Raw genomic sequence first — 16,978 nt, forward strand, 5'->3', positions numbered from 1 at the left:
TTTTGCACAACGAGGGGAAGAAGCGGTTAGTTTAGCAAAAGCCCTGCTAATACCAACCTTTGAGATCAATTATGGTGCAGTAAGACGAAGGGCGGGTTCTTCTGCTGCTGATGCCAGAGGCTTGTCACCTCGCTTCCGCCCTCCTCCACGATGAGCTGGCGGAAAGCCTCGCTTGATAGCGACTCACGCTTCGCGCGCATGGCAAAAAGCAGCGGCAGGGTGACGCCGGAGATGACCTCACAGTGGGAGTGTTTATGGCTGAGCTGAGCTGCGGTTCGATAAGGCGCCGCGCCGGTTTTGTCGGTGAGGAAGATAACGCCATCCCCGGAATCGCATTTGTAGAGCGCGTCGCACAGCATGCGGCTGAGCATGTTGGTGCTAAGCCCTTTCCAGAAATTGACGGCATAACACTGCGGCTGCGGGCCAAAACGCTTTTCGATAGCGTCCAGAATGTCCTGCGCGTAGTAATCGTGTCCGGCGATGACCCAACCCAGCATAATGCCTCTCCTGTTTTCGGAGCGCCAGTGTGCCAGAAAGCGTAAAAAGCAGACTGATGTTTATCAAATATGGAATGAAAACCTCCCCATTTAGGGGAGGTTTGGATACTCAGTTTTAGCTACGCAGGCCGCGACCGCGCTGGATCAGATACCAGCAGAGCAGATAAAACGCGGCAATGAAGATAACCAGCACGCCTACGGTGGTGGCCAGCGGCACGTCGGTAATGCCGAGGAAGCCAAAGCGGAAGCCGCTGATCATGTAGACGATGGGGTTCAGATGCGACAGCGCCTGCCAGAACGGCGGCAGCAGCGTCAGCGAATAGAACACGCCGCCCAGATAGGTCAGCGGGGTAAGCACGAACGTGGGGATCAGGCTGATATCATCGAAGGTCTTGGCAAACACGGCGTTCAGCAGCCCCGCCAGCGAGAACAGAATCGCGGTCAGCACCAGCGTCAGTGCCACGAACAGCCAGGAGTGAACCTGGAACGGCACGAAGAACAGCGAGATAGCCGTAACCAGCACGCCCACGCACAGGCCGCGCGCCACGCCGCCGCCGACGTAACCGGCAATGATCACGTGCGTTGGCACCGGCGCCACCAGCAGCTCTTCGATATTACGCTGGAACTTCGCGCTGAAGAACGACGAGGCGACGTTGGCGTAGGCGTTGGTGATCACCGCCATCATGATCAGGCCCGGCACGATAAACTGCATATAGCTAAAGCCGTGCATCTCGCCGATGCGCGAGCCAATCAGGTTACCGAAGATAATGAAATACAGCGTCATCGTAATAACGGGCGGGACGAGGGTTTGGATCCAGATGCGGGTAAAACGGTGGATCTCTTTAGTCCAGATGCTTTTTAACGCCACCCAATAAAGATGCATCATGCGTGGGCTCCTTTTTTATTGACCAGCGTGACGAACAGCTCTTCCAGACGGTTGGCCTTGTTACGCATGCTTAATACCTGAATCCCCTGCGCGCTCAGCTGGCTGAACACGCTGTTAATGCCCTGCTCGCGCAGCACTTCAACCTCAAGCGTGGAGGTGTCGACCAGCCGGTACTGATAGCCGTCGAGCTTCGGCAGCGGGCTTCTGGGGGCCAGGTCCAGAATAAAGGTTTCTGACTTCAGCTTGGAAAGCAGCGACTTCATGGAGGTGTTTTCTACAAGCTCGCCGCTCTGGATGATGCCGATGTTGCGGCACAGCATTTCCGCCTCTTCCAGATAGTGCGTGGTCAGAATAATGGTGGTGCCTTTGTCGTTAAGGTCTTTTAAGAAGCCCCACATGGAACGACGCAGTTCGATGTCCACACCAGCGGTTGGCTCATCGAGAATCAGCAGCTTAGGCTCGTGCATCAGCGCGCGGGCGATCATCAGGCGACGTTTCATACCACCGGAGAGCATGCGGGCGCGTTCGCCGCGTTTTTCCCACAGGTCGAGCTGCTTAAGATATTTTTCACTGCGCGCAATCGCTTCGTCGCGCTCCACGCCGTAGTAGCCCGCCTGATGAACGACAATCTGCTGCACGGTTTCAAACGGGTTGAAGTTAAACTCCTGCGGCACCAGCCCAAGCTGGCGTTTGGCGTTTACCACGTCCTGCTGGAGGTCGTAACCGAAGACCCGCACGCGGCCAGAGGTTTTGTTGACCAGCGAGCTGATGATCCCGATGGTGGTGGATTTACCTGCGCCGTTCGGGCCTAGTAAGGCGTAAAAATCCCCCGCCTCAACGCGAAGATCTATGCCACGCAGCGCCTGAACGCCACCGGGATAGGTTTTCGTGAGCTTTTCCAGTTCTAATGCAATGGTCATTGTTTAGGGTTACCTTGTACGGTGCAAATTTGTTAAGCAGTTTTAAAATTTAGCGAGTTGCCCTATATTACCTCAACGCACTTCTGCGGTTACAGGTTGTTAACCTCCATGAATGACATAGATACCCTTATCAGCAATAACCAGCTCTGGTCAAAACTGATGGAGGAAGAAGACCCCGGTTTTTTTGAACGTCTTGCGTTAGCCCAAAAACCCCGCTTTCTTTGGATTGGCTGCTCCGATAGCCGCGTACCGGCCGAGCGTTTGACCGGCCTTGAGCCAGGCGAACTTTTCGTTCACCGCAACGTGGCAAACCTCGTCATTCATACCGACCTGAACTGCCTGTCCGTCGTGCAATACGCGGTGGACGTGCTGGAAGTCGAACACATTATTATCTGCGGTCACTACGGCTGCGGCGGCGTGCAGGCTGCGGTTGAAAACCCGGACTTGGGGCTTATCAACAACTGGCTGCTGCACATTCGCGACATCTGGTTCAAGCATAGTTCGCTGCTGGGAGAACTCCCGCCGGAACAACGTCTTGATACGCTTTGCGAGCTGAACGTGATGGAACAGGTGTATAACCTCGGCCATTCAACGATTATGCAGTCTGCCTGGAAACGCGGGCAGAAGGTGACGATACACGGCTGGGCCTACGGCATTCACGACGGTCGCTTGCGCGATCTTGAAGTGACAGCAACCAGCCGCGAGTCTTTAGAGCAGGGATACCGCAGCGGGATTTCCAACCTCAAGCTCGCCCACAGCAGCCACAAGCATAGAACGCCTTCCCAGTAAGACAGATAGCAAAAAGGGCCGTTAAGGCCCTTTTGCTATTGTAGGTCGAGTAAGGTGCAAGCCGTCATCCGACGATTTGTGTTGCCATCACCTGCGGGACGCCCTCATCCCGGCCTTCTCCCCCAGGAGAAGGAGAAAGGGCTAGCACGTAGGTCAGGTAAGGCGCAAGCCGCCACCCGACAACTCCCGACTATTCTTTTCTACTCGTCCAGCAGCACAACCTTGCCAACGTACGGCAGATGGCGATAGCGCTGCGCGTAGTCGATACCGTAACCCACCACGAACTCATCAGGGATTGAGAAGCCAACCCATTCAACGGTGACGTCCACTTCGCGGCGCTCTGGCTTATCCAGCAGCGTACAGATGGCGAGGGATTTTGGCTCGCGCAGGCGGAGAATCTCACGCACTTTGCTCAACGTGTTGCCGGAATCAATGATGTCTTCAACGATCAGCACGTCTTTGCCACGGATGTCTTCATCCAGGTCTTTAAGGATCTTCACGTCGCGGGTGGTGGACATGCCGCTGCCGTAGCTGGAAGCCGTCATAAAATCGACTTCGTGGGGCACGTGCACCTGACGGCACAGGTCAGCCATGAACATAAACGAGCCGCGCAGCAGGCCAACCAGCACCATGTCGCTACCGCTATCACGATAGTGTTCAGTTATTTGACGCCCCAGTTCAGCGATACGGTCTTTGATCTCCGCTTCCGGGATCATCACTTCAACAGTATGTTTCATATCTTTAACCATATGATTTAAAAACAAATCATTCGATGCTGGTTAACCTGCAGCCAACACAAAATATTCAGGCCAGCAGTATAACAGCAAAAGACATTCGCTTCCGCTATCAGTAAAAAAGCCATTTATGTGATGAAAGTCACACTTGTTAATAACTATAATGAATTGCTATCAAACTTTTAAGAGCGTGATAATTGTGAAAACAAATAACTCAGGTTCGCGAGCGATCGCGGCCTTAACAGCCCTGTTTGCGGTACTTACCGGGCTGTATTTACTTATTGGCGGGATATGGTTAGTGGCAATTGGCGGGTCCTGGTACTACCCAATTGCAGGCGTGGTGATGTTAATCACCGCATGGTTACTCTGGCAACGCAAAGCCCTGGCCCTGTGGCTGTACGCCGCATTCTTGCTTTGCACCCTGGCATGGAGCGTCTGGGAAGTCGGCTTTGACTTCTGGGCGTTAACCCCGCGCCTGGACGTCGTATTCTTCTTTGGCGTGTGGCTGCTGCTGCCGTTTGTCTATCGTCAGTTTATCCTGCCTTCCGCTGGCGCGAAGCCTGCGCTGGGTGCGGTACTTGCGGTAACCGTGGTCGCCCTGGTCTGGGCGGTGTTTAACGATCCGCAGGAAATCAACGGCACGCTGAGCGCGGATGCAAACGCGCCAGCTGCGACGGCAACGTCTTCTATTCCTGATGCAGACTGGCCGGCATATGGCCGCAACCAGGAAGGCCAGCGCTATTCGCCGCTCAAGCAGATCAACGATAAGAACGTCGGTCAGCTGAAAGAGGCCTGGTCGTTCCAGACCGGCGACGTGAAGCGTGCAACCGATCCGGGCGAAATCACCAACGAAGTCACCCCGATTAAAATCCGCGACACGCTTTACCTGTGTACCGCGCACCAGCAGCTGTTTGCGCTGGACGCCGCAACCGGCAAGCAGAAGTGGAAATTCGACCCGCGTCTGGATACCAACCCTTCGTTCCAGCACGTGACCTGTCGCGGCGTTTCTTATCATGAAGCCACGGCGGATAACGCCAGCCCGGACGTCGTTTCTGACTGCCCGCGCCGCATCATCCTTCCGGTGAACGACGGTCGCCTGTTTGCAATCAACGCCGACAACGGCCAGCTGTGCGAAAGCTTTGCTAACAAAGGCATTCTGAATCTGCAAACCAACATGCCGGTCACCACGCCGGGCATGTACGAGCCGACTTCCCCACCGATTATCACCGATAAGGTGATTGTCATTGCCGGTGCTGTAACGGACAACTACTCCACGCGCGAGCCGTCTGGCGTGATCCGTGGCTTCGATGTCAACAGCGGTAAACTGCTGTGGGCGTTCGATCCGGGTGCGAAAGATCCGAACGCAATTCCCGGTGACGAGCATCACTTCAGCCTGAACTCGCCGAACTCCTGGGCTCCGGCCGCGTATGACGCGAAGCTGGATCTGGTCTATCTGCCGATGGGCGTTACCACGCCGGATATCTGGGGCGGCAACCGCACGCCAGAGCAAGAGCGTTATGCGAGCAGCATCGTCGCCCTGAACGCGACGACCGGCAAGCTGGCCTGGTCCTATCAGACCGTGCACCACGACCTGTGGGACATGGATATGCCTTCTCAGCCAACGCTTGCGGATATTACCGATAAAAACGGCAACACCGTTCCGGTCATTTACGCCCCGGCGAAAACCGGCAACATCTTTGTGCTTGACCGCCGTGACGGCAAGCTGGTTGTTCCCGCTCCGGAAAAACCGGTGCCGCAGGGCGCTGCGAAAGGCGACTACGTGACGCCAACCCAACCCTTCTCCGATCTGAGCTTCCGTCCGAAGAAAGATCTGAGCGGCGCGGATATGTGGGGCGCAACGATGTATGACCAGCTGGTCTGCCGCGTGATCTTCCACAAGCTGCGTTATGAAGGCATCTTCACGCCGCCGTCCGAGCAGGGCACGCTGGTGTTCCCGGGTAACCTGGGGATGTTCGAGTGGGGCGGTATCTCAGTCGATCCTAACCGCCAGGTCGCTATCGCTAACCCAATGGCGCTGCCGTTTGTCTCTAAGCTGATGCCGCGCGGCCCGGGCAACCCGATGGAGCCGCCGAAAGACGCGAAAGGCTCAGGCACTGAAACAGGCATTCAGCCGCAGTACGGCGTGCCGTATGGCGTGACGCTGAACCCGTTCCTCTCACCGTTCGGCTTACCTTGTAAGCAGCCGGCGTGGGGCTACATTTCTGCGGTTGATTTGAAAACCAACGAAGTGGTGTGGAAAAAACGTATCGGGACAGTGCGCGACAGCTCGCCGCTTCCGCTGCCGTTTAAAATGGGGATGCCAATGCTGGGCGGCCCAATTTCCACCGCGGGCAACGTGCTGTTCATCGGCGCTACCGCAGATAACTACCTGCGCGCGTATAACATGAGCAACGGTGAAAAACTGTGGGAAGCCCGTCTGCCGGCCGGTGGCCAGGCAACGCCAATGACCTATGAAGTGAACGGCAAGCAGTACGTCGTGATCTCCGCGGGCGGCCACGGCTCCTTCGGCACGAAGATGGGTGACTATATCGTCGCTTACGCTTTGCCGGACGACGCGAAGTAAAATGAAGAGTGTCGGATGGCGCTTGCGCTTATCCGACCTACTGTAGGGCGGATAAGCGCAAGCGCCATCCGCCTTTTTTACGCCACCGTAAACCCGAGCATCATGCCGGTATCTTCATGTTCCAGCAGGTGGCAATGCGCCATATAAGCGTGCTCTTTTGCAGCCGTATGATCGAACCGCACCAGCACCTCGCTACGCCCGCCTTCCACACGAACCGTATCCTTCCAGCCCTGACGATGTGCTGCAACCGGCTGCCCGTTCTCGCTTAAAATGCGGAACTGCGTGCCGTGAATGTGGAACGGATGCAGCATCATGTCGCCCTCCCCCGAAATCGTCCACTTCTCATATTTGCCCTTCTCGGCGGCAAACGCGGGCGCGTTCATATCGAAAGCCTTACCGTTAATCTTGTTGGCGTCGTAGATGTCGAAACCGCTCTTGCCGTGATTCATACCGCCGTGGCCCATGTGCTTCATACCGCCGCCCATGTTCCCCATATTGCCGTGCCCGGGCATGCTCATGCCCGCCATCGCCTGCTCGCCGTATTTGTCCATCAGCGCCTGCATGCCCATCATGTCGAGCATCGGGTCCATCATCAGCTGCAGCCAGCGTTCGGTCAGGCCATCAAGGGCCGGGAGCGCGGGCATGTTGACCAACCTGTCAGGCAGTTCGCCGGACGCGGCGATGCGCAGCGGCTGAATGCGGGCAACGGGAACGGGTTTATCAAACGGGGCGACGGTCATGCCCATCTGCCTGACGGGCAGCGTGACGATATCAAAGGCTTTACCGTCGCTCGTATCCACCAGCACCTCAAAGCGTTCGCCCATCAGCATCGGTAGCTCCGTCACCTTTACCGGCTCGGCCAGCAGGCCGCCGTCGCTGGCAATGACATAGAGCGGACGATTGTCGCTGGCGGCGATGTTCAGCGAGCGGGCGTTACAGCCGTTGAGCAGCCGCAGGCGCAGCCAGCCACGCGGGTTGGCGTGCTGCGGGTAGCGCGCGCCGTTGCACAGTAAGGTGTCGCCAAACCAGCCTACCGCCGCGCTCATGACGTCGAGCCGGTAGTCAATCTGGCCGTCAGCGGAAAAACGTTTGTCCTGGATAATCAGCGGCACGTCGTCGATGCCCCACTGCTTGGGCAGCATCAGCTGGCGGCTTTCGGTGTCTTCAATCAGCACCAGCCCGGCAAGCCCCATCGCCACCTGATGCCCGGTTTTGCCGTGCTGATGAGGGTGGAACCAGCAGGTCGCGGCACGCTGTTCGGGGGTGAAGCTAACGGTGCGTTTCCCGCCTGCGGCAATCACGCCGTGCGGCCCGCCGTCGACATCGCCCGGTACTTCCAGACCGTGCCAGTGCACCGTAGTTTCTTCAGCCAGGCTATTATAAATATCTACGGTAACCTTTTCGCCCTTCGTCAGCCGCAGGGCGGGGCCAAGCAGATTGCCGTTATAGCCCCAGGTGGTGGCCGATTTTGCGCCGAAGGCAGTCTTGCCGGATTGCGCGGTCAGACGCAGGCTACTTTTCGCATCAGGGGTCAACAAAGCAGGGATCGGTAAGGCTGGGCGATCCGCCGCCAGCGCCGTACGGCTCCAGAGCGGCAGCGCGCTAAAAGCGCCTAATGCCGCAGAATATTTTAGAAAGTCACGACGATGCATTTGCAATTCCTTTAGTCAGCAGGCGTGCGGTGAGCATAAACCTTTCCCCAACGGGAAGGTCAAGTTTGCAGCAGAGAATAAATCTCGTCGTGGTCCAATTAACTGTGATAACGTTTCGCATCTAATGAAAAGTGGTAGACGTGATGAAGATGGGAGTTAGGGCGTTAATGTTGGGTGCTTTGCTGGCGTTTTCTACCAGCAGTCAGGCACTTAGCGAATCCGAAGCAGAAGATATGGCCGATCTGACTGCGGTGTTTGTGTTTCTGAAAAATGATTGCGGCTATCAAAACCTCCCTAATGGACAGATTCGTCGCGCGCTGGTCTTTTTTGCTCAGCAAAATCAGTGGGATTTAAGCAACTACGATAGCTTCAACATTAAGGCGCTTGGTGAGGACAGCTACCGCGATCTGAGCGGCATCGCCATTCCAAAGGCGAACAAGTGCAAATCGTTGGCCCGTGATTCATTAAGCCTGCTCGCCTACGTTAAGTAATCCGCCCTCTCCAAACCTCTGCTGAAACTTTAGCCGTGCACTCACGGCTATTGTTAGCTACCATGTTGCACCCATTTTTCAAGGTTGTTAACAAAGAGGTGTATCCCCAATGACCGATAAAAAAGTGTGGCAGGAAACGCTGCACGATAGCTTTGGCCAGTACTTTGCCATCGACAACGTGCTGTATCACGAGAAGACCGAGCATCAGGATTTGGTCATCTTCGAAAACGCCGCCTTTGGCCGCGTCATGGCGCTGGATGGCGTGGTGCAAACTACCGAACGCGACGAGTTTATCTATCACGAAATGATGACCCATGTGCCGCTGCTGGCGCACGGGCAGGCAAAACACGTGCTGATCATCGGCGGCGGCGACGGCGCCATGCTGCGCGAAGTGACCCGCCACAAAAGCGTTGAAAGCATCACGATGGTGGAAATCGATGCGGGCGTGGTGTCGTTCTGCCGCCAGTATCTGCCAAACCATAACGCCGGAAGCTATGACGATCCGCGCTTTAAGCTGGTTATCGACGACGGCGTCAATTTTGTTAATCAGACGACGCAAACGTTTGACGTGATAATTTCCGACTGCACCGATCCGATCGGGCCGGGTGAAAGCCTGTTTACCTCCGCGTTCTACGAGGGCTGCAAACGCTGCCTGAACCCCGGCGGAATTTTCGTCGCGCAAAACGGCGTCTGCTTCCTCCAGCAGGATGAGGCCGTCGACAGCCACCGCAAGCTTAGCAACTACTTCAGCGACGTCAGCTTTTACCAGGCGGCCATCCCGACCTATTTCGGCGGCATTATGACTTTCGCCTGGGCAACCGATAACAACGCGCTGCGCCACATGCCTGGCGAAACCCTGCAGGCCCGCTTCCATAAGGCTGATATAGCCTGCCGCTACTACAACCCGGCAATCCACACGGCAGCCTTTGCCCTGCCGCAATATTTGCAAGATGCGCTGGCAAACCAGTCATCCTAAGGAGGTGATAAAAATTGAAAAAGCTGAAACTGCACGGCTTTAACAACCTGACGAAAAGCCTGAGTTTTTGTATCTACGATATTTGCTATGCCAAAACCGCCGAAGAGCGCGACGGGTATATTGCGTATATTGATGAGCTGTATAACGCGAACCGTTTGACGGAGATCCTCAGCGAAACCTGCTCGATAATTGGCGCGAATATCCTGAATATCGCCCGCCAGGACTATGAACCCCAGGGTGCCAGCGTCACGATTCTGGTCAGCGAAGAGCCGGTCGACCCGCAAAACATCGACAACTCCGAACATCCCGGCCCGCTGCCGGACGCCATCGTCGCCCATCTTGATAAAAGCCATATCTGCGTCCACACCTATCCGGAAAGCCACCCGGAAGGCGGCCTGTGTACCTTCAGGGCGGATATCGAAGTGTCGACCTGCGGGGTGATTTCACCGCTCAAGGCGCTCAATTACCTGATTCACCAGCTGGAATCCGATATCGTCACCGTGGACTACCGCGTGCGCGGCTTCACCCGCGATGTGAACGGCATGAAGCACTTTATTGACCACGAGATAAATTCGATTCAGAACTTTATGTCAGACGATATGAAGGCGCTCTACGACATGCTGGACGTGAACGTTTATCAGGAAAATATCTTCCACACCAAGATGCTGCTTAAAGAGTTCGATCTGAAGCACTACATGTTCCACACCCGCCCGGAGGATCTGAGCGAAGAGGAACGCAGAACGATTACGGATTTACTCTGGAAAGAGATGCGCGAAATTTATTACGGTCGCAATATTCCACACATCTGACGTGATGGCGGCGGGTAGCGCATGCCTACCCGCCCAAAAATTAGCGCTGATTCACAAACTCGCGGTAGGCCGTTACCACCTGCAGAAAATCCTCTACGCCGCAGAACGACAGGCTTTCTTCGTCGTAATAGCTCATCCCGTCTTCCATCTCGTCGCCGGAAATTTCCAGCTGATTGGCGCGGATAATCACCTCTTCACCGTCCAGCCACAGGGTGTATTCATGCCCGGTACGCTGCCACTGGCGCTCGCTCCCTTTAACGGACTGCGCGGCCTGCTCAACCTCATCAAGCAGCGCCAGATTGTCTTTTACTTCTTCATTGAACCAATGGCCCACCACCTCGTGGCCCATCGACATACGCACTTTCACAAGTCCTGTGACGTCACGCAAAAATTCATATTCCATGGTGTTTTCCTCTGCAAGGCGAGGGAAAGTCAGCACCCCTTCGCGTATAGCGTAATTATCGCAGCAAAGTTGGCGAAAAAACAGCGTGGAGCACGTCAAACAGTCACTTTCTTTTGGCCACTAGGGTTGAGCAAGGTATTTATTAACTATATCCGGGTCTGGCATCGTGAAATCGAGCGTTATGGGTAAGTGACCTTTACGGTAGAGAAAAATACCGCAGGAAAAATCCATTTGCGGTTGTATCCGATCGGTATCGAAAATTATCCGGCGGTTATCAGCTAAGGTGATTAAGAAACGGTGCTGATCACTTTTGATGACAGGTACATGTACCGACTCAAAAAAATCGTATTGGTTCATGGCGTAAAACGCCCAATCGTCCATTACGGTGCTGTAGTCTTGCGCTTCAGTTGAGTTTTCATCAGCAAATTCTTTAACTGGCGGAGTAATCAGGACCGCGGTCGTTTCTTTTAACTCCAGCACATCATCAGGAACAGTCGCTTGTGTAAAGGGCTCATATTTTGTGACCACAGTTTCAGCCCTGGCGCTAAGAGTGACCATCAAAGAGAGATAGAAGAAAAGAATTCCTTTCAACATTTACTTTGCTTCCTTTAAAAGAAATAGATTATCCAACAAGAGTGGCGTGTGATGCCGCTGGCTTAATGCCAATAATAGATCCCCACCGACGGTGACTTTTTTGCCGATAAGGTCTTTCAATGATTCACGTTCTTCTGCGGTTAAAACCAACTGCATTTGCCGATTCCAGTCTGAATTATGCTTATCCGCATCTCTGACACAGGCGAATGGGCTATCTGGATTAATGACCCAGAATATTTCGCCATTATTATTTTTTTCTTCAAGCGTGCCGCTCAGTAGTACGGAATCACCTTCCAGCGCGCATCGTTGCTGGCTCTTTTCTAGCTGAGTGACAAGGAAATCGTTGGTAAGCTCATCATGGATGTTTACACAGGCTGAAAAGGATGTTTGCTGACTCAATACCGCTGGCGCTGGCGTCCATTTCCTTCCCGTTTCTTTCTTTAAGATGGTTTCCACAGAGCTTTCTTCATAATTGTAAGGACTGGAAATGTCACCGCTGGCGTGGCCACAAAAATAGGCGTAATCGTTAGTGACACATAGCCGATTCACAATAAATTTTACTGTGGGAATATCGCCGTTTAATTGGTGCTGATTGCTATCACCAACGTAGCTTGCACGCAGGCTATCCAGAATCTCTTTTCTTCGCGGGTCCGATTTACCTACCGGCTGGCAGATTTCCTCCCGGTTCATATCTGCTGCCATTTGTTGACGATTATTATCAGCTTTGGGTAATAAAGCTATATTCTCGGCAAATGAATTGCCGACAACCATAAACATAAAAAATAAATAACGAAGCATCATGGTTCCATCGATAAAAAAAATCCTGAGATTATAATAAACGTTATTGTCTCTATCGTGAGTCTGATTTTAATGCTTCGCTTTATATTTATTTTCAATTTATTGCTGATAACGTCCAGCCCTGCCTTTGCCAATGATAGCGCGTGGGGAGATATAAATGGCTCCATTCAACTGTTAAAACAAAATGATGTCAGTATGGCGAAAGAACGCCTCCTGATCGGAACCGATCGTATAAATGTCGATTACGTTTTTATCAACCGCAGCAAGCAAGACATCACGGTCCCCGTGAGCTTTCCTATGCCAGAAGTGGTGCTGTACTCCCCCGTCGATCGTTCTGCGGGCATTATGAATTTTAAATTGAGTGTGGATGGCAAACCTGTGGCAACAGAGTCCCGCTGGGTCGTCACGCGCATTGATAATAAGGGAAATAAAAAGGAGGACATCACCGCAAAGGTAGCTCAGGCAGGCTGGAGCGTTGAGAAATTAATCGCGGTTTTCCAGAGTGATTCTCCGGTCGACACGCTCCCGGAAGGGCTTCTGCCCTTACCTGCGCAATGGGTTATCGACGGGCTGCCGCAGTTTACTATCCAGCAGCATTTTGTCTGGCAGCAGCGCTTTCCGGCGCAAAAAGAAGTGGTGATCCACCATTCCTACACCCCCAGTACATCCGGCGGAGTACCGACAGCGCTTAGCTATATTATGGGTGACGAAAAGAATAATCTTGCTGGCGATGAATGCCTAACGCCGACAAGCCTGGAGCAGTTACAACGCCTGGATAAGCAGCTACAAAAAATTGAAGGGCAAGAAGAGGGTCAAATTGGCTGGGAAGAACTGAGGTATATCCTGACGACCGGTGCGAACTGGAAAGATAGCGTTATTGGTGATTTCACGCTGCGTATCCATAAAAACGCACCGCAGGATGTGGTTGTGACCTGCTTTAAGCACCCGATGAAGCAGGTGGATGATACAACCCTTGAGTTCCATCAAAAAAATTTCCAACCGGAAGAGGATCTAAAAATAACAGTCTATTCAGATGCCTTCAGATAGCATGAAAAAGGGAAGCCCGCTGGCTTCCCTTAATTTTATTACACGGCGGTCTGGAAAATCACCCCGTCGGCTTTCTCGGTGTACTGAGAAAGCTGGTCGAAGTTCAGATAACGGTAGGTGTCTACCGCCGTCTTATCGACCTGCGCCATAAAGGTTTGGTACTCGTCAGGCGTTGGCAGTTTACCCAGCAGAGAAGCCACGGCGGCAAGCTCGGCGGAGGCCAGGAAGACGTTTGCACCGGTCCCTAAACGGTTAGGGAAGTTACGGGTAGAGGTGGAAACCACCGTCGCGCCGTCTGCCACACGCGCCTGGTTACCCATGCACAGGGAACAGCCTGGGATCTCAATACGCGCCCCGCTCTTGCCAAAGACGCTGTAATAGCCTTCTTCGGTGAGCTGTGCGGCATCCATACGCGTTGGCGGCGCAACCCACAGGCGGGTCGGCAGCTGGCCTTTGTGGCTGTCCAGCAGCTTACCGGCGGCGCGGAAGTGGCCGATGTTGGTCATACAGGAGCCGATAAACACTTCGTCGATTTTCTCGCCCTGAACGTCAGACAGCAGGCGCGCGTCGTCCGGATCGTTTGGCGCGCACAGGATCGGCTCTTTGATATCGTTCAGATCGATGTCGATCACGGCCGCGTATTCCGCGTCCGCGTCGGCTTCAAGCAGCTGCGGATCGGCCAGCCATTTTTCCATGCCCTGGATGCGGCGCTCGAGCGTGCGGCGGTCGCCGTAGCCTTCGGCAATCATCCACTTCAGCAGCACGATGTTGGAGTTCAGATACTCTTCGATCGGCTCGCGGTCGAGCTTGATGGTACAGCCTGCGGCAGAACGCTCGGCGGAGGCATCGGTCAGCTCAAACGCCTGCTCAACTTTCAGCGTCGGCAGCCCTTCGATTTCCAGGATGCGGCCGGAGAAGATATTTTTCTTACCTTTCTTCTCAACGGTCAGCAGGCCCTGCTTGATGGCATACAGCGGAATGGCGTGAACCAGGTCGCGCAGGGTGATCCCCGGCTGCATTTTGCCTTTGAAGCGCACCAGCACGGACTCTGGCATATCAAGCGGCATCACGCCGGTTGCCGCAGCAAACGCCACCAGGCCGGAACCCGCCGGGAAGGAAATCCCGATTGGGAAACGGGTGTGGGAGTCACCGCCGGTACCCACGGTATCCGGCAGCAGCATACGGTTCAGCCAAGAGTGAATAACGCCGTCGCCCGGACGCAGGGACACGCCGCCACGGTTCATGATGAAGTCCGGCAGCGTGTGGTGCGTGGTGACGTCCACAGGCTTAGGATAGGCCGCGGTGTGGCAGAAGGACTGCATCACCAGGTCGGCGGAGAAGCCGAGGCACGCCAGGTCTTTCAGCTCATCGCGGGTCATTGGGCCAGTGGTGTCCTGAGAGCCCACGGAGGTCATTTTTGGCTCGCAGTACTGGTTCGGGCGAATGCCTTCCACGCCACACGCGCGGCCAACCATTTTCTGTGCGAGCGAGAAGCCACGGGTGCTGGCAACCACGTCTTTCGCCTGCACGAACACGTCGCTTTGCGGCAGATTCAGCGCTTCACGCGCTTTGGTTGTCAGGCCACGGCCGATGATCAGCGGGATACGGCCGCCGGCGCGAACTTCGTCCAGCAGCACGTCGGTTTTCAGCTCAAAGTTAGCGATAAGCTCGTTGGTGTCGTGGTTACGCACTTCGCCTTTGTACGGGTAGATGTCGATAACATCGCCCATGTTAAGGCCGTTCACGTCTACTTCGATTGGCAGAGCACCGGCATCTTCCATGGTATTAAAGAAGATTGGCGCGATTTTGCCGCCGAGCACCACGCCGCCGCCGCGCTTGTTCGGTACGTTCGGGATGTCGTCGCCCATGAACCACAGCACGGAGTTGGTCGCCGATTTACGGGAAGACCCGGTGCCCACTACGTCGCCAACATAGGCCAGCGGGAAACCTTTTTTGTTCAGTGCTTCAATCTGCCTAATCGGGCCGACGCTGCCAGGCTGGTCCGGCTCAATGCCTTCGCGGACGTTTTTCAGCATCGCCAGAGCGTGCAGCGGAATGTCCGGGCGTGACCATGCGTCCGGCGCCGGAGACAGGTCATCGGTGTTGGTTTCGCCGGTGACTTTGAAAACGGTAACGGTAATTTTTTCAGCAAGTTTAGGACGAGACAGGAACCATTCTGCGTCAGCCCAGGACTTCAGCACCTGCTGCGCGTGGACGTTGCCCGCTTTCGCTTTTTCTTCTACATCGTAGAAGTTATCGAACATCAGCAGCGTGTGGGACAGCGCTTTAGCCGCAATCGGGGCCAGCTTTTCGTTATCCAGCGCGTCAATCAGCGGGTGAATGTTGTAACCGCCCTGCATGGTGCCCAGCAGTTCGACCGCTTTCTCAGGGGAGATTAATGGGGAGGTGGCGTCGCCTTTGGCGAGGGCAGCCAGGAAACCGGCTTTAACATAGGCGGCTTCATCAACGCCTGGGGGTACACGATTGGTAATCAGATCTAACAGAAATGCTTCTTCACCCTTAGGCGGAGTTTTCAGCAGCTCAACCAGTGCGGCCATTTGGGTTGCATCAAGAGGTTTTGCAACAATCCCTTCTGCGGCACGTTCAGCTACGTGCTTACGGTATTCTTCTAGCACGACGGTTCTCCTCGCTCTCATTGTCATTGTGGCGCCAGGCTTAATCTCTTCACGCTCCTGTGAGACAGCAGTTTGTAGGGTAAATGCCCGGATCCGCGACGGCAGCATAGCAGGATTTCAGGGGGGTGTTAATCCGTTTACAAAAAAGCAACATTAAATCCTTGCTGAATCGTTACGGACAAAAGATTACTTTTTGATATGACCGTCGGGGCGGTTTTTGGTCGATTGGCAGGTTGTATTTAACACTGCCAAAACGACTCATAACGGCATCACGATGCAATATCACAACAGCTCAGAACTGTCCATTTAATGAACGATTCGCCATAAGCGCCCCCTTCTATGTGATATTCTGCTCCAGAACCCCTTTAATACGACCTGTTGAATATTAAAGAATCTTAAGCCAGCTATCATTCAATATTTACATCCTACCAGTAAAGACTGCTTTATTATAAAGGGTCGCGAAGAAAGTAAGCAGGTTAGGGATATCACTAATTTAATAGGGAGAATGAAATGAATATCATACAGAAAAGATCGTTCCGCTTTTCGCAATATGCACTTCAGAATAATGGAGGCTGGTGTTATGGAATTAGTACAGCAATTCTTACTCACCTTCATGAAAATATCGACGGGGTTATTTCACCCAATGAAGCCTACGGCTATACGGAAACCTACGCCAGAATGTTGAAGTCATCCTATAACAAGGTGATAAGCAGCATTACCCCGGGGTTTCATGCCCTCCGGAAAAGTATTTTTGCCATCCAAAATGATCAAAACAATCCTTTCAAAAAACCGGGAGCGAATGTATATAGCTTTGACAGATGTGGCAGCTGTGTGCTTTTGGTAAATATTAATAGCTCAAACTTGGGGTATGGCGATTTATTCCAGGGACGTTTTTCATTTTTTAGCGAACCCGCCAATCATGCAGCCGTTATTATTTGGGCACCGAATGAGATTTTCATTTTTGATCCAAACTGCGGTGGCGTTTTATTCACATGGAATGGGGGCGACAGTTCACAGAGCATGCCGAGGATTATAGATATGATGTTGGAGCAAATGTACTGCCTTTACGATCGAATGCAGGGTGCCCGTAAGGCGAATGCGGTGTCAGGTTTGATCCTTGATAAACTTTGTTTTGGTCGTGTTTAAACCTATCTGCAAAATT

Annotated in this window: 16 protein-coding genes; 7 read left to right on the forward strand and 9 right to left on the reverse strand. The window is 53.8% G+C overall.

The features are described from left to right. Positions 1-65: 65 nt before the first annotated feature. From ACSPHG_RS19870 to ACSPHG_RS19880, 3 genes are all read right to left on the reverse strand, one after another. Complete coding sequence (locus ACSPHG_RS19870) at positions 66-497, reverse strand: PTS sugar transporter subunit IIA domain-containing protein (protein WP_435955193.1); 432 nt, start codon at positions 495-497, stop codon at positions 66-68. A gap of 115 nt (positions 498-612) precedes the next feature. Then, positions 613-1,383, reverse strand: a complete 771-nt coding sequence (locus ACSPHG_RS19875; protein WP_435955194.1) for an ABC transporter permease — start codon at positions 1,381-1,383, stop codon at positions 613-615. Then, positions 1,380-2,303 (reverse strand): ABC transporter ATP-binding protein, encoded by a 924-nt coding sequence (locus tag ACSPHG_RS19880; protein WP_435955195.1) that lies wholly within the window; start codon positions 2,301-2,303, stop codon positions 1,380-1,382. Before ACSPHG_RS19880 ends, ACSPHG_RS19875 begins: the two co-directional genes overlap by 4 nt. A 108-nt stretch (positions 2,304-2,411) precedes the next feature. Between ACSPHG_RS19880 and can the strand changes: the two genes are divergently transcribed. After that, a complete protein-coding gene (gene can, locus ACSPHG_RS19885; protein WP_435955196.1) occupies positions 2,412-3,092 on the forward strand; it encodes a carbonate dehydratase in 681 nt (226 codons plus the stop codon). Positions 3,093-3,292: 200 nt separating this feature from the next. On the opposite strand, the gene hpt is transcribed toward can, so the two are convergent. Then, on the reverse strand, positions 3,293-3,829 hold the full coding sequence (gene hpt / locus ACSPHG_RS19890) for a hypoxanthine phosphoribosyltransferase (RefSeq protein ID WP_435955197.1): 537 nt from the start codon (positions 3,827-3,829) through the stop codon (positions 3,293-3,295). 160 nt (positions 3,830-3,989) lie between these two features. Between hpt and ACSPHG_RS19895 the strand changes: the two genes are divergently transcribed. Next, a complete protein-coding gene (locus ACSPHG_RS19895; protein ID WP_435955198.1) occupies positions 3,990-6,410 on the forward strand; it encodes a glucose/quinate/shikimate family membrane-bound PQQ-dependent dehydrogenase in 2,421 nt (806 codons plus the stop codon). A 77-nt stretch (positions 6,411-6,487) separates the two neighbouring features. Here the strand turns inward: ACSPHG_RS19895 and cueO are convergent, their stop codons facing one another. Then, positions 6,488-8,062, reverse strand: coding sequence for a multicopper oxidase CueO (gene cueO, locus ACSPHG_RS19900; RefSeq protein ID WP_435955199.1), 1,575 nt, complete (start codon positions 8,060-8,062; stop codon positions 6,488-6,490). 143 nt (positions 8,063-8,205) lie between these two features. Here cueO and ACSPHG_RS19905 point away from each other — a divergent pair, with 143 nt between their 5' ends. From ACSPHG_RS19905 to speD, 3 genes are all read left to right on the forward strand, one after another. Then, positions 8,206-8,553: a YacC family pilotin-like protein gene (locus tag ACSPHG_RS19905; RefSeq protein WP_435955200.1), complete on the forward strand. Its 348-nt coding sequence runs from the start codon at positions 8,206-8,208 to the stop codon at positions 8,551-8,553. Between the two features lie 109 nt (positions 8,554-8,662). Beyond that, positions 8,663-9,529, forward strand: a complete 867-nt coding sequence (gene speE, locus ACSPHG_RS19910; RefSeq protein WP_435955201.1) for a polyamine aminopropyltransferase — start codon at positions 8,663-8,665, stop codon at positions 9,527-9,529. A gap of 14 nt (positions 9,530-9,543) precedes the next feature. Further along, positions 9,544-10,338: an adenosylmethionine decarboxylase gene (speD, locus tag ACSPHG_RS19915; protein ID WP_435955202.1), complete on the forward strand. Its 795-nt coding sequence runs from the start codon at positions 9,544-9,546 to the stop codon at positions 10,336-10,338. A 40-nt stretch (positions 10,339-10,378) separates the two neighbouring features. On the opposite strand, the gene yacL is transcribed toward speD, so the two are convergent. The 3 genes from yacL to ACSPHG_RS19930 all read right to left on the reverse strand — a co-directional run bounded on the left by yacL (position 10,379) and on the right by ACSPHG_RS19930 (position 12,133). Continuing rightward, positions 10,379-10,741, reverse strand: a complete 363-nt coding sequence (gene yacL / locus ACSPHG_RS19920) for a protein YacL (RefSeq protein WP_435955203.1) — start codon at positions 10,739-10,741, stop codon at positions 10,379-10,381. Positions 10,742-10,861: 120 nt separating this feature from the next. Further along, on the reverse strand, positions 10,862-11,335 hold the full coding sequence (locus tag ACSPHG_RS19925; RefSeq protein ID WP_435955204.1) for a hypothetical protein: 474 nt from the start codon (positions 11,333-11,335) through the stop codon (positions 10,862-10,864). Continuing rightward, complete coding sequence (locus ACSPHG_RS19930) at positions 11,336-12,133, reverse strand: DUF4431 domain-containing protein (protein WP_435955205.1); 798 nt, start codon at positions 12,131-12,133, stop codon at positions 11,336-11,338. It lies immediately after the preceding gene. A gap of 57 nt (positions 12,134-12,190) precedes the next feature. Here ACSPHG_RS19930 and ACSPHG_RS19935 point away from each other — a divergent pair, with 57 nt between their 5' ends. Then, the gene (locus tag ACSPHG_RS19935) at positions 12,191-13,180 is read left to right on the forward strand and encodes a DUF4424 family protein (RefSeq protein ID WP_435955206.1); all 990 of its coding nucleotides are present in this window, start codon (positions 12,191-12,193) and stop codon (positions 13,178-13,180) included. 38 nt (positions 13,181-13,218) lie between these two features. Here the strand turns inward: ACSPHG_RS19935 and acnB are convergent, their stop codons facing one another. After that, positions 13,219-15,816 carry a bifunctional aconitate hydratase 2/2-methylisocitrate dehydratase gene (acnB, locus tag ACSPHG_RS19940; RefSeq protein ID WP_435955207.1) on the reverse strand — a complete coding sequence of 866 codons (2,598 nt, stop codon included), beginning with the start codon at positions 15,814-15,816 and terminating at the stop codon, positions 13,219-13,221. Positions 15,817-16,326: 510 nt separating this feature from the next. Here acnB and ACSPHG_RS19945 point away from each other — a divergent pair. Further along, positions 16,327-16,962 (forward strand): hypothetical protein, encoded by a 636-nt coding sequence (locus ACSPHG_RS19945; RefSeq protein ID WP_435955208.1) that lies wholly within the window; start codon positions 16,327-16,329, stop codon positions 16,960-16,962. The last annotated feature ends 16 nt before the right edge of the window (positions 16,963-16,978 follow it).

The sequence above is a fragment of the Dryocola baronae genome (assembly GCF_051297175.1).
Classification (GTDB): Bacteria; Pseudomonadota; Gammaproteobacteria; order Enterobacterales; family Enterobacteriaceae; genus Dryocola.